Annotated in this window: 11 protein-coding genes; 5 read left to right on the top strand and 6 right to left on the bottom strand. The window is 58.5% G+C overall.

The genetic code is table 11. The features are described 5' to 3' along the window. The first annotated feature begins 6 nt into the window (after nucleotides 1-6). From ACLD1X_RS27025 to aqpZ, 4 genes are all read left to right on the top strand, one after another. Nucleotides 7-810: an alpha/beta fold hydrolase gene (locus ACLD1X_RS27025; protein ID WP_429373030.1), complete on the top strand. Its 804-nt coding sequence runs from the start codon at nucleotides 7-9 to the stop codon at nucleotides 808-810. A 3-nt stretch (nucleotides 811-813) separates the two neighbouring features. Beyond that, nucleotides 814-1,377 carry a peptidylprolyl isomerase gene (locus ACLD1X_RS27020; RefSeq protein ID WP_429373028.1) on the top strand — a complete coding sequence of 188 codons (564 nt, stop codon included), beginning with the start codon at nucleotides 814-816 and terminating at the stop codon, nucleotides 1,375-1,377. Nucleotides 1,378-1,471: 94 nt separating this feature from the next. Beyond that, nucleotides 1,472-3,304, top strand: a complete 1,833-nt coding sequence (locus ACLD1X_RS27015; RefSeq protein ID WP_429373026.1) for an ABC transporter ATP-binding protein — start codon at nucleotides 1,472-1,474, stop codon at nucleotides 3,302-3,304. A gap of 308 nt (nucleotides 3,305-3,612) precedes the next feature. Continuing rightward, nucleotides 3,613-4,311 (top strand): aquaporin Z, encoded by a 699-nt coding sequence (gene aqpZ, locus ACLD1X_RS27010; RefSeq protein ID WP_429373024.1) that lies wholly within the window; start codon nucleotides 3,613-3,615, stop codon nucleotides 4,309-4,311. An 18-nt stretch (nucleotides 4,312-4,329) separates the two neighbouring features. Here the strand turns inward: aqpZ and ACLD1X_RS27005 are convergent, their stop codons facing one another. Next, nucleotides 4,330-5,454, bottom strand: coding sequence for a GNAT family N-acetyltransferase (locus ACLD1X_RS27005; RefSeq protein ID WP_429373022.1), 1,125 nt, complete (start codon nucleotides 5,452-5,454; stop codon nucleotides 4,330-4,332). Between the two features lie 279 nt (nucleotides 5,455-5,733). Between ACLD1X_RS27005 and ACLD1X_RS27000 the strand changes: the two genes are divergently transcribed. Then, entirely contained in the window at nucleotides 5,734-7,065 is a 1,332-nt protein-coding gene (locus ACLD1X_RS27000) for a putative porin (RefSeq protein ID WP_429373020.1), read from the top strand. A gap of 372 nt (nucleotides 7,066-7,437) precedes the next feature. Here the strand turns inward: ACLD1X_RS27000 and ACLD1X_RS26995 are convergent, their stop codons facing one another. The 5 genes from ACLD1X_RS26995 to ACLD1X_RS26975 all read right to left on the bottom strand — a co-directional run. Further along, nucleotides 7,438-7,779 carry a hypothetical protein gene (locus tag ACLD1X_RS26995; protein WP_429373018.1) on the bottom strand — a complete coding sequence of 114 codons (342 nt, stop codon included), beginning with the start codon at nucleotides 7,777-7,779 and terminating at the stop codon, nucleotides 7,438-7,440. 97 nt (nucleotides 7,780-7,876) lie between these two features. Next, nucleotides 7,877-8,269 carry a DUF2345 domain-containing protein gene (locus tag ACLD1X_RS26990; RefSeq protein ID WP_429373016.1) on the bottom strand — a complete coding sequence of 131 codons (393 nt, stop codon included), beginning with the start codon at nucleotides 8,267-8,269 and terminating at the stop codon, nucleotides 7,877-7,879. An 88-nt stretch (nucleotides 8,270-8,357) separates the two neighbouring features. Beyond that, nucleotides 8,358-9,014, bottom strand: a complete 657-nt coding sequence (locus tag ACLD1X_RS26985) for a hypothetical protein (RefSeq protein ID WP_429373014.1) — start codon at nucleotides 9,012-9,014, stop codon at nucleotides 8,358-8,360. Further along, nucleotides 9,011-11,905, bottom strand: a complete 2,895-nt coding sequence (locus ACLD1X_RS26980) for a hypothetical protein (protein ID WP_429373012.1) — start codon at nucleotides 11,903-11,905, stop codon at nucleotides 9,011-9,013. Before ACLD1X_RS26980 ends, ACLD1X_RS26985 begins: the two co-directional genes overlap by 4 nt. 55 nt (nucleotides 11,906-11,960) lie before the next feature. Next, the coding region (locus ACLD1X_RS26975) for a DUF2345 domain-containing protein (RefSeq protein WP_429373010.1) at nucleotides 11,961-12,389 on the bottom strand (429 nt) is incomplete at its 5' end.

Raw genomic sequence — 12,389 nt, 5'->3', positions numbered from 1 at the left:
GTATGCATGGCCTATTTCGAACACGAAGGTTGCAACCTGCACTATGAGGAATATGGTCACGGCACACCGCTGCTGCTGGTCCACGGCCTGGGCTCCAGCACGCTGGACTGGGAAAAACAGATCCCGGCACTGGCCACCCGCTACCGGGTGATCGTCCCGGATGTGCGCGGCCACGGCCGTTCGGACAAACCCCGGGAGCGCTACAGCATTGCCGGGTTCAGCGCCGACCTGGTTGCACTGATCGAGCACCTCGATCTCGGTCCGACCCACTATGTCGGCCTGTCCATGGGTGGCATGATCGGCTTCCAGCTGGGGGTGGATCAGCCGCCACTGCTCAAGAGCCTGTGCATCGTCAACAGCGCGCCCGAGGTCAAACTGCGCAGCCGCGATGACTATTGGCAGTGGTTCAAGCGCTGGAGCCTGATGCGCGTCCTCAGCCTGGGCACCATCGGCAAGGCGCTGGGCGACAAGTTGTTCCCGAAACCCGGGCAGGCCGACTTGCGACAAAAGATGGCCGAACGCTGGGCAAAAAACGACAAACATGCTTATCTCGCCAGCTTCGATGCCATTGTGGGCTGGGGGGTTCAGGAACGACTTTCGAAGGTCACCTGTCCAACCCTCATCGTCAGTGCCGACCATGACTACACACCGGTGGCGCTGAAGGAAAACTACGTAAAACTGCTGCCCGACGCGCGGCTGGTGGTGATCGCCGATTCACGCCACGCCACGCCGCTGGACCAGCCGGAACACTTCAACCAGACGCTGCTGGAGTTTCTGTCCGCAGTCGACACCACCACTCAGGATCACTGACCCATGCTGAAAAAAATCGCCCTCGCCGCAGGCTCCGTCCTGTTTGCCGCCAACCTGATGGCCGCGACGCCGGAAAAGGCCCCGCACGTGCTGCTGGAGACCACCAACGGCCAGATCGAAATCGAACTGGACCCGGTCAAGGCCCCGATCAGTACCAAGAACTTCCTTGCGTACGTCGACAGCGGCTTCTACAACAACACCATTTTCCACCGGGTGATCCCGGGGTTCATGGCCCAGGGCGGTGGTTTCACCACCTCGATGCAGCAGAAACCGACCAAGGATCCGATCAAGAACGAAGCCAGCAACGGCCTGCATAACGTGCGTGGCACGCTGTCGATGGCGCGCACTTCCGATCCGGACTCGGCCACCAGCCAGTTCTTCATCAACGTCAAGGACAACGACTTCCTCGATCCAGGCCGTGACGCCGGTTATGCCGTGTTCGCCAAAGTGGTCAAGGGCATGGATGTGGTCGACATCATTGTCAATTCGCCAACCACCGTTCGTGGCGGCATGAAGGATGTGCCCGCCGACCCAGTGCTCATCAAGTCGGCCAAGCGCATCGACTGAGACTAAGCTGGACAAGGATGTCCGAGCCGTTGCCGGCGTTTGCCGGCAACGCTCAAACCGTTAAAAGGAGAGCCCGCTCGCGGGCGAACGACCGATGCTTTATCGCCGCTTTGAAAAACTGATCGATGTTTTCCGTGAAGCACCGACGGCGTCTCCGCCGGACCGGGTCTTCCCTTTCTACACTTATTACCTCAAGCAGGTCTGGCCGAGCTTCGCCGCCCTGTTGATCGTCGGCCTGATTGGCGCATTGATCGAGGTGGCGCTGTTCAGCTACCTGAGCCGCATCATCGACCTGGCCCAAGGCACGCCGAACGCCAATCTGTTCCGCGAGCACGCCCTCGAACTGACCTGGATGGTGGTGGTCGCGCTGGTGCTGCGCCCCATATTCGTGGGCTTGCATGACCTGCTGGTGCACCAGACCCTGAGCCCCAGCATGACCAGCATGATCCGCTGGCAAAACCACAGCTACGTGCTCAAGCAGAGCCTGAACTTCTTCCAGAACGACTTCGCCGGGCGCATCGCCCAACGCATCATGCAAACCGGCAACTCACTGCGCGATTCCGCCGTGCAAGCCGTGGATGCGTTGTGGCATGTGCTGATCTACGCCATCAGTTCGCTGGTGCTGTTCGCCGAAGCCGACTGGCGCCTGATGATCCCGCTGCTGACGTGGATCTTCGCCTTCGTCGGTGCCCTCTACTTCTTCGTGCCACGGGTCAAGGATCGCTCGGTGGTGGCGTCTGATGCGCGCTCCAAACTCATGGGGCGGATTGTCGACGGCTACACCAACATCACCACCCTGAAGCTGTTCGCCCACACCAACTTCGAACAGCAATACGCCCGCGAAGCGATCAAGGAACAAACCGAAAAGGCGCAACTGGCTGGCCGTGTGGTCACCAGCATGGACGTGGTCATCACCAGCATGAACGGCTTGCTGATCGTCTGCACCACCGGCCTGGCCCTGTGGCTGTGGACGCAGTCGCTGATCAGCGTGGGGGCGATTGCCCTGGCCACCGGCCTGGTGATCCGTATCGTCAACATGTCCGGCTGGATCATGTGGGTGGTGACCGGAATCTTCGAGAACATCGGCATGGTGCAGGACGGTCTGCAGACCATCTCGCAACCGGTCAGCGTCACCGACCGCGACCAGGCCAAGCCTTTGGCGGTGGCCCGTGGCGAAGTGCGCTTCGAACAGGTGGATTTCCACTACGGCAAGCAAAGCGGGATCATCGGCGGCCTCAGCCTGACCATCAAGGCCGGTGAAAAAATCGGCCTGATCGGCCCGTCCGGTGCCGGCAAATCGACCCTGGTGAACCTGCTGCTGCGCCTGTACGACGTTGAAGGCGGCCGCATCCTGATCGACGGCCAGAATATCGCCCACGTCAGCCAGGAAAGCCTGCGCGAACGCATCGGCATGATCACCCAGGACACGTCGCTGCTGCACCGCTCGATCCGTGACAACCTGCTGTATGGCAAACCCGACGCCACCGACGCGCAACTCTGGGAAGCGGTGCACAAGGCCCGGGCTGACGGTTTCATTCCTTCGCTCTCGGACGCCGAAGGCCGCACCGGTTTCGACGCCCACGTCGGCGAGCGCGGAGTGAAACTCTCCGGCGGCCAACGCCAGCGCATCGCCATTGCCCGTGTGTTGCTCAAGGACGCGCCGATCCTGATCATGGACGAGGCCACGTCGGCACTGGATTCGGAAGTCGAAGCGGCGATCCAGGAAAGCCTCGAGACCCTGATGCAGGGCAAGACCGTGATCGCCATCGCCCACCGACTCTCGACCATCGCCCGGATGGACCGGCTGGTGGTGCTGGAAAACGGCAAGATCGCCGAAACCGGAACCCACGCCGAACTGCTGGCCCATGGCGGGTTGTATGCACGGTTGTGGCAACACCAGACCGGTGGATTTGTCGGGATCGATTGATCCTCGGGATGGCCACATAACCTGTAGGAGCGAGCTCGCTCGCGATGGTCGTCAACGATAATGCTGGGAACCTGACAGCCCGCGGCGTTCTCTGGTTCATCGCGAGCGAGCTCGCTCCTACAGGGATTGGCGTGACCAATAGTCCCCAAAAAACCGCCAGGACCCGCCAACCACGGGTCCTGGCGGTTTTTTATGCCTGCTGGAATTCTGAAAAAACCGTGCTGTACTCACTTCAACCTTCTGGAGGTGGTTCTGCAGTCCATCGGCTGGATGTACAAGGCAGCATAATCTCGAAAGGGCACTCTCCTATGTCTCTGTTAAAGCGTTCGGCGACCGAGTTGGTAGGTACGTTCTGGCTGGTGTTGGGTGGTTGCGGCAGTGCGGTATTGGCGGCGGCTTTTCCGCAGGTGGGAATCGGCCTGCTCGGGGTGTCCTTTGCATTTGGCCTGACCGTGCTGACCATGGCTTTCGCCATCGGCCATATTTCCGGCTGTCATCTCAACCCCGCGGTGTCCCTCGGCCTGGTGGTGGGCGGGCGGTTCCCGGCCAATGAATTACCGGCCTACGTCATTGCCCAGGTCATTGGCGGCGTGATTGCAGCCGCCCTGCTGTACTTCATTGCCAGCGGCAAACCCGGTTTCGAACTGGCGGGCGGCCTGGCGTCCAACGGCTACGGCGAACACTCGCCTGGCGGCTACTCGATGGCGGCAGGGTTTGTGACTGAACTGGTGATGACCGCGATGTTCATCCTGATCATCCTCGGCGCCACCGATAAACGTGCACCGGCCGGACTGGCACCGATTGCCATCGGCCTTGGCCTGACGCTCATCCACCTGATCTCGATCCCGGTCACCAACACCTCGGTCAACCCGGCGCGCAGCACCGGCCCGGCGCTGATCGTCGGCGGCTGGGCGATTCAACAACTGTGGATGTTCTGGGTCGCACCGCTACTCGGTGCGGTCGTCGGCGGTGTGCTTTATCGCTGGCTGGGCAAGGAAGACAACTGACACGCTGTACGGTGAAGATCAGCCTTGTCGATAAGGCAAGGCTGACTTCGCATCCTCTGCATAAGCCAACACCCCCAGCCGCTCCTGTTCCAGAAAGTCTTTCACCGCCGCTTTCAACCCCGGATGCCGCAGGTAGTGCCAGGAATGCGTAATGACTGGCTCGAATCCACGAATCAGTTTGTGCTCGCCCTGCGCCCCGGCATCGAAACGCTGGAAACCGTTGGCAATGGCATAGTCCATCCCCTGGTAGAAACAGGTCTCGAAATGCAGGCGATCGAACTCCGCCAGGCATCCCCAGTAACGCCCATAAAAGCTGTCGCCCCCCACCAGGCTGAACGCCATCGCCACCGGCCGTGAACCCTGTTTGGCCAGCACCACGCGAATCGACTCCGGCATGCGTTCGGCCAACAGGCTGAAAAACTCTCGCGTCAGGTACGGCGCCTGTCGGCGCACCGCATACGTATTGGCGTAGCAGGCATAGACGAAATCCCATTGCGCCTGGCTCAGCTCCCGCCCCTCCAGCCATTCGAACTCAAAACCCTGCCCCGCCACCTGCTCGCGCTCCTTGCGCATCTGTTTGCGCTTGCGCGAACTCAGCACGTCGAGGAAGTCCTGGAAATCCCGGTAGCCGCGATTCTGCCAGTGGTATTGACAGCCAACGCGCTGCAACCAGCCGGGCTGCTCGCTCAGTGCCGCGTCGGTGAACGGATCGGTGAAGTTGATGTGGGCGCTGGAAAGCTCTTCTATCTCAAGGTAGCCCGGCAGGCTGTTCAATAGTTCGAAGCCTTCTTCCACCGTGGCCGCCAACAGCCGTGGCCCGCTGACAGGACTGAACGGCACCGCGGTCAACAGTTTGGGATAGTAATCGATACCGGCGCGTGCACAGGCGTCGGCCCAGGCGTGATCGAACACGTATTCGCCGTAGGAATGCCACTTGCGATAACTGGGCAGCGCGGCGATCAAACGCTCACCTTCAATATGCAGCAAATGCTCGGGCTGCCAGCCGGAACGGGGGCCGACGCTGCCGCTGTCTTCCAGTGCGCTCAAAAAAGCATGACGCAGAAAAGGCTGACTTTGCGGAACCAGGGCGTCCCAGGTTTGCGGGGCGATTTCTGACAGTCTTTGCAGGCGTTGCAACGGCATCACCGTCCTCACTCTTGATGGCGTGAAAGCCCCGCGAGTATCGCCCATCGCTGCGCAATGCACACGGGCAAAACGACGACAGTGCTCTAACTCAATAGTTCACGACAACTTTGTATCGTCATCGACATGACATCACATTGCCACCGCTCTGTAATAAACCATCGCGATACTGGCGCCTGTTTTTAGAGCGCCGGGTTATACCCGGCCACTGTTTTCCGCCCCTTACGGTCGGTGTGCCCCGGATGGCTCTGTCATCCCCTCTCATCTTCGGAGATTGATATGCGTCTTGCTTCCACGAAAACTGCGGCGGCCTTGTGCGGTGGCCTGTTGCTGGCCATGAGTGTTCCGGCCAGTGCCGCAGTCGACGCCAAACTGCTCGACATGCTCAAGGCTAACGGCTCGATCACCAACGCGCAGTACAGTGAACTGCAAGCCGAGCTGGCCAGGGATCAGAAAGACCAGCAGATCGCCCGTCAGGCTCAGCAAGAGACCAACGAGCAAATCGCGGCCACCGCGAAGAAAACCGACGCACTGAGCACCTTCGACCAGAAGCTGGCATGGGCCGCCAAGACCCAGTTCAAGGGTGACGTTCGTTTCCGTGAAGAAACCGTGCACAACGACGGCGTGCCAAACAACAAGGACCAGGACCGTCAGCGCATTCGTGCCCGCCTGGGTGCCTACAGCGAAATCAACCCGCAAGTCGACACCGGTATCCGCATTGCCACCGGCAGCAACGACGACGCTCGCTCGACCAACCAGGACCTGAACAACTACTTCGACAAGAAGCAGATCTGGCTGGACCAGGGTTACATCGACTACCACCCTGACGCGATCAAGAACCTGCACCTGGTTGGCGGCAAGATGCCGCAACAATGGGTAAGCATGGGCGACATCATCTGGGATAGCGACATCAACCCTGAAGGCCTGGCCGTCACCTACAAGTACCCGCTGAGCGGCAGCACCGAGCTGTTCGGTAGCGCCGGCCACTACACCCTCAAGGACAACGTCGACGGTGAAGGCGTGCAGTTCAAGCACGACCTGCGTCTGTACGCGGGCCAGTTGGGCGCGCGCTTTGCCCTCACCGACAGCATGAAAATGACGTTGGGCGGCAGCATCTACTCCTACGACAATGACAAGGACAGTGCCTGCCCTACCTCCGGCACCGTTACCGCGCCATGCGCCCTGGCCGTCAACGGCAACAGCCCGGGCGAAACCTTCAAACTGTACGAAGGCTTCGGTCAACTGGACTTCACCAACCTGCCAGTACCGCTGTCGCTGTACGGTCAGTACGTCAACAACAAAGATGCCAGCAACGACCAGGACACTGGCTGGCTGGCCGGTGTGAAGTCCAAGATCTACGGCTTCAACCTGGACTACAACTACCGCGACGTGCAGCGTAACGCTGTGGTGGGTGCCTTCACCGACTCCGACTTCGCCAACGGTTTCACCGGTTCGCGCGGCAGCAAGCTGAAAGTGAGCTACGACCTGGACAAGAACTTCGCCCTGGGCGCGACTTACTTCATGGCGACCTCGGACCAGACCAACGCCAACATCAAGAAAACCGATTCGGACATCAACACCCTGCAACTGGATGCCGAAGCGAAGTTCTGATTCACCCCGCTACACGACTCGGGCAAGGAAGCCTGTGCCCTTTTTACAGCCTGGCGTTGATGTATCGGTCCCCATCATCCTCCGATGCATCAACGCGAGACTGTTTTCTCCCCCTCCCCATCGAATCAGCCTTATGTGGCGAGCGAGCTTGCTCGCGCCGGACTGCAAAGCGATCCCGGAACCAACCAGCGCGATTTGCAACTTCCCGGCAAAAAACTCCCTGCAAAAAATCGCAGCTTTCGGCAGTTCTTACGTTGACCGGATTCACCGCGATATCACGTTGAGACTCAGTCCCGGAGCTGCCGCTAGTTGCGATTTTTTGATCTTTGCTGGCCCGTAAATCTCTTAGGCCGTAATGGAGCACCCTCATGGCTATCCAGGCCCAAAACGTCGACATGACCGTTCCACCTGATTTTCCAGTAGCCGCTTTCCGGGCAGCGCCGCGTCGTACAGCGCGCGGTGATCGGTGTGTGAGGTGGGTAGGCTCATCTCCGAATGGGGCTGCGCGTTGTGGTGGTGCAGCCCGCGATTAGCCAAGTGTGCCTGCTCGGCATTGCGGTATTCGGTAGACACCGGGATGTGGTGAGGCACACCGTTGGCCATGACCAACCGGTAGCCCCGCGTGACGACCTGATGATCAATCAGCAGCTGCCCAGTCTTGTCCAATACGCCTCGTTGGAGCTCGGTGCCGTCGGCGTAGAGCGTGTAGGGCATGCCCGCCCAGCTTTGACGAGTGGCGTTGGGCGCTGCGATAGGCTGAATCTCAGCGTTTGTTTGGACAGGCTTACCGGGTAATCCGGATGGGTGGCGGTCATGCTGGCGGGACCGCTGTACTCGTAATGCGCCGACTTGGCCTTGTAATCCCCTGCCGTCCCCCCGACTCGGTGCAGCACTGATCCAGGGTGATGTTGCTGCCCCCGCCATTCAGAGTGATTTTCTTCTTCGCCGTGATGCGGATTTCGTCTTCAGTGCTGGTGATGTCCAGGCCATGCCGCGCCAGCAGTTCTAGCCTGTCGTTCTGCACCTGAATCTGCACCGCGCCCTGATTGGCGATCAGCTTGAGCCCCAGCTTGCGCACGAACAGGCTCAGGCCCTGGCCGACACCGATGAACAGGCGCTTGACCACGTTGAGGTCGGCTTCGCCGCCGGCGTTGAGCATCAGGTTGTGCTGCGCCGCCAGTTGCAGGTGCTGGCCGCTGGTCAATGCGATGCCTTGGGGGGGCGCTGAGAAATAGCACCGCGGCCTTGAGTTGCTCAAGCTCTTGCCGCAGCAGTTGGGCGTCACCACTCTATTAGTTCTTGAAACTTTGTTCGAAGCGCTCTCGCTGAGCACCATCCAAATTGAATGAGTTTTGATTGATAAGAGCGCGATAGTAATTTTTATTATTAAAGCCAGGCGGATCGCAGGCTAGAAGATTTTCAAAAGAAGACACGGGAGATTCTGAAAACTTCAGTGTGCCATCTACATATTTTTTTGCTTTAGGGGCTTCAGAGATTAAGTTAAACTCAGGATAAAGTACATTCTCCCACTTGCCATCCTTCGTAAATGCCCCGCCACAAAATTCACCAGTTTCTCTTGCGATAATGCAGCCGCTTCGCACTTCGACCAACTCACAATAGGCGACCTCGTGATTTACTGTCGACCCACTTAAAACCTCGACTTCGCCGGATTCGATCTGGCTCAGAAAAACAAAGTTGCCGCCTGCTGACAACACTGGCGGATCTATTCGTTCAAATGTCCCGCCTCTGCTGTTTTCTCCTCGGAGGGCTCGCACAACTTTGCCGCCGACTAATATTGTCAGGGTACGATATCGACCGCCAACGGGATCGCTATATTGAAAGCTCTCAGCGTGCGACGCCTCTTCTATTTCGACTTGTTTAGTAGATGCAAAAATGAAATTACTTGAACTGAGTGTGATGGTTAACAAAATTACAAGACGGCGCTTCACAATTTACTCCTCAGATTTTGATAGCGAAGATAAGCATCAGTCATGCGGCGTGATGAGCCATAAATTTCCAACAAAGCAGATTCGTTTTTTGCATGATCACTCCCCCAATTCGCTGGATTTTCACTCACGGCCGGATTCTTATTAAAGAAAACCGTAAGAGCAGTTCCGAAATCGCTAGAGACGTAACCGGGACGGTTAACGTGATGATCGAGGACAAGTGCCTTTCCAAAGTTAGAACATATATAGTTACTTATAGTGCGAGACTGATATCCAGCTGGCGAGATAGACATTGACATTCGAAGGCGACGCGCAAAATCCAAAACTTGCTTGACAACGTATTCATGCGCAATGATCGCATGGGCAAATGCCGCCAGGGGCTTAGATGTCAGTTTTTCCTTGCTTTGATATGCTGCCTGATCAAAACCATCACGAAGCAAAGCCTTCAATTCGCTTCCAGTGACTCCATCATAATAGAGATAGTTCTTTCCATTCTGTGTCTTTACTTCCCAACCGCAATCCATGAACAACGACTGATAAAGATCAGGATGTTCCTGCTTGAACTCATAAACCTGTTGCGATAATTCACCTGCACCTTGCAGATTGATCGTCTTCTGCATCGCACCAGCAGTCAATATCTCGCTATCGTATGACTGTAGAGCATCCAAATTTCCTTCGTTCTCAGACATCGCCACTAGAATAGTGCGCTCCGCAATCGTCACAGCCCCGTTTCTAACTAAGTTATCCCAGTCTTTGAAATCGGCTAGTTTTGTTTTGCCCCAGTAGACTGGTCCATACTGTTGTCCGTAGCGCGTGCTCAAAAATTTTGCACCAAAGCAACAACCACAAGGACACTCATCTTTCACCGGGAAATTTGCGGCTAGTCCAATCGGATGAAAATGAAACACCATCCCCTCTTTAGACAACCCCACTTTCCCCGCCACCTCCCCCCACCAACTCAACTGCTTGAGTCGCTGCTTCTCCGCCACCCAATTCAAAATCGGCGCCGAACTGGTATGCCCCAGCACCTCATCCAGGGCATCCCACTTGCTCTGCCGGTAGTTCCATTCGTTCTCGCTGAAGATCACCAACTGCGCCAGTGCCTGTGCCTTCGCGGGCATGCGCAATGCCGCTTGCAATTCGTCGGCGGTCATTTGGCCGTTGCGGTCTCGGTCGATGATTTCGTACAGGCGCGTCTGCATCCGCCCCTTGTCCCACTTTTCCGCGCGGGCACGCAGGCGGTCCTGCGACTCTTCCCCGAGCACGCCCGTGACGCTGAACAGATAGGACAGGCTCAACTGCGGCAGGGCGTAGTTGTAGAGAACGTCGTAACCGTCCCAGGACCAGGGACTGACCCACGGCGTGACACCCACTTCCTCACGCACCCAGCCGTCCAGCGGTTTGCCGTCCGTGTCATGGATCAGTCCCTCCAGGCGGTACCAGTTGTAGGTTTTTCCGCTGGCACCGTTGGGCACCCGGATTTTCCGCTCGGACGGCAAGCTGTCGAGCAGGCTTTTGGGCACCAGCAGGTCGGCATCACTGCGGGGGTTGTCGCGGCTCCAGATGGGCAAAAGGCTGGCGCTGATGTGATCTTGATGCGCTGCCACAGTCGTGCCCTTGGCGAGCTTCAGCCAGGTATTGTGTTTGTCCGGCAGACGCTGGGCCCAGGCACGGCTGGCGGCGAAGAAGGCTTCCACGTCATCATCGCTGAAGACCTCCAGATGCAGCTTTTGCTGTGGCGCGGTTTCGTCGCATTCCTGATACGGGCCGAGATGCCCGATCAGTTCGCCGGCCTTGATGGGGATGGGTTGATCGAGCACCACCACATTCCCGCCCGTATCGGCTGCTCGTTCGCCTTGCAATGAAGCGGCCAGCACGTATTGGCTGATGCTTTCCAGTTTGCGGAACTCGCCTTCACCACTGATGGTGACTTCCGTTCCCCACCTCAATTCGAACAATTTTTTATGTCTGAGATCGGGGGTGGGGCGAACACGAAGCTTGTCACCGTTAAAGCTGACGCGATACGTCGTGCCGCTGACATGGTCCAGAAAGCGGAAGGCAACATAGCCTTGCAAAGACCCATCGGAATCGAGGAGTAAGGCTGGGCCTCGGGTGTGTTCCAGTTTGCGGTATTTGCCTTCGCCACTGACCACCACCGGTGTGCCGGGCGGCAGCAGGTCGAGCATGTGACCGTCCTCAGCCGGTCGGGTGAGTGTTTCCAACCCTCTGGGCACCGAGGTGCCAGGACGAGAATTGGATACATCCTTCCTGACCCGTAGATTGCGTTCGGGCCAGAACGCGGGACGTTGTAGCGTTGGGTCTGCTTCGTAACGCGTCCAATCTTCCAGGTGCATGTACAGGCTGTAGAAGGTCAGGCCAGGCGGTTCATCGCTGCTGCCATCCATCTTCGGCGCTTGCAGGTGATGCCGGACCAGCACGAACCCCGAAGCAAACGGCGCTTCGAGGGTGCCCCCTGCTTCCGGATAGAAGGTGCTAAGTGGTGTGCGCTCGGGAACGCGGTAGGCCACGACCTCGCCGTCAGCCAGACAGCGCACCTGAGTCAGAGCATCGGGACCGGTGGTACCGGAATCGAAGTGCACGCCGCCATGCCACATGCCGTTGCGACCCAACGGGTAGTAACCGGCTTGGGCGTTGGCCAGTTGGGTCAATTGCTGCAACGGGTTGCCACGGTCGCCGAAGGGGTGACTCCAGTTCTTCAGCGGCGGCATTGAGGGTGCCGGTCGCGGAGGTGGCGAGAGTATGCGCATGCCGAGTGACGGTGTGGCGGGACTCGACTTCGTCTCCAGTGCAGGGGGTGGCAGCGCGGCGCGCCGGGCTCGCTCGCGTCGATAGCTGATCTCGTCCTTGATGACCTCAAAAATGTAGCCGAGCATGGTGATCCGTTCCTTGTGATGAAGCCGCCGTTGTACGAGGCGATGGCGTTCCGGATTAGCCGGAGATTTTGGTCAGACCCAGGCGCTTGGTCGCGTATTCGCTCAACGGCGGCATCACGGGTGTCTCCAGCACTTGCTTGGCCGGTCCGCTGTACTCGAAGTGCGCCGACTTGACCCTGTAGTCACCCGCCGTGCCCGACTCGATACCGCACTGTTCCAGGCTGAAGTAGCTGCCACCGCCATTGAGGAGGATTTTCTTCTTGGCCGTGATGCGGATTTCATCCTCGGTGCTGGTGATGTCCAGGCCATGCCGCGCCAGCAGTTCCAGCCTGTCGTTCTGCGCCTGGATCTGCACCGGCCCCTGATTGGCGATCAGCTTGAGCCCCAGCTTGCGTACGAACAGGCTCAGGCCCTGACCCACACCGATGAACAGGCGCTTGACCACGCTGATGTCGGCTTCGCCGCCGGCGTTGAGCATCAGGTT

Origin of the sequence: Pseudomonas sp. 18173 (genome assembly GCF_050432945.1) — a bacterium.
Lineage (GTDB): Bacteria > Pseudomonadota > Gammaproteobacteria > Pseudomonadales > Pseudomonadaceae > Aquipseudomonas.
This window is presented reverse-complemented; position numbering and strand designations above follow the sequence as displayed.

Bases quoted from the DNA above. Each gene is read 5' to 3' on its own strand.
- ACLD1X_RS27000 (WP_429373020.1), top strand. From the start codon at position 5,734: ATGCGTCTTGCTTCCACGAAAACTGCGGCGGCCTTGTGCGGTGGCCTG.
- ACLD1X_RS26995 (WP_429373018.1), bottom strand. From the start codon at position 7,779: ATGCCCTACACGCTCTACGCCGACGGCACCGAGCTCCAACGAGGCGTA.
- ACLD1X_RS27020 (WP_429373028.1), top strand. From the start codon at position 814: ATGCTGAAAAAAATCGCCCTCGCCGCAGGCTCCGTCCTGTTTGCCGCC.
- aqpZ (WP_429373024.1), top strand. From the start codon at position 3,613: ATGTCTCTGTTAAAGCGTTCGGCGACCGAGTTGGTAGGTACGTTCTGG.
- ACLD1X_RS27015 (WP_429373026.1), top strand. From the start codon at position 1,472: ATGCTTTATCGCCGCTTTGAAAAACTGATCGATGTTTTCCGTGAAGCA.
- ACLD1X_RS27005 (WP_429373022.1), bottom strand. From the start codon at position 5,454: ATGCCGTTGCAACGCCTGCAAAGACTGTCAGAAATCGCCCCGCAAACC.
- ACLD1X_RS27025 (WP_429373030.1), top strand. From the start codon at position 7: ATGGCCTATTTCGAACACGAAGGTTGCAACCTGCACTATGAGGAATAT.
- ACLD1X_RS26980 (WP_429373012.1), bottom strand. From the start codon at position 11,905: ATGCTCGGCTACATTTTTGAGGTCATCAAGGACGAGATCAGCTATCGA.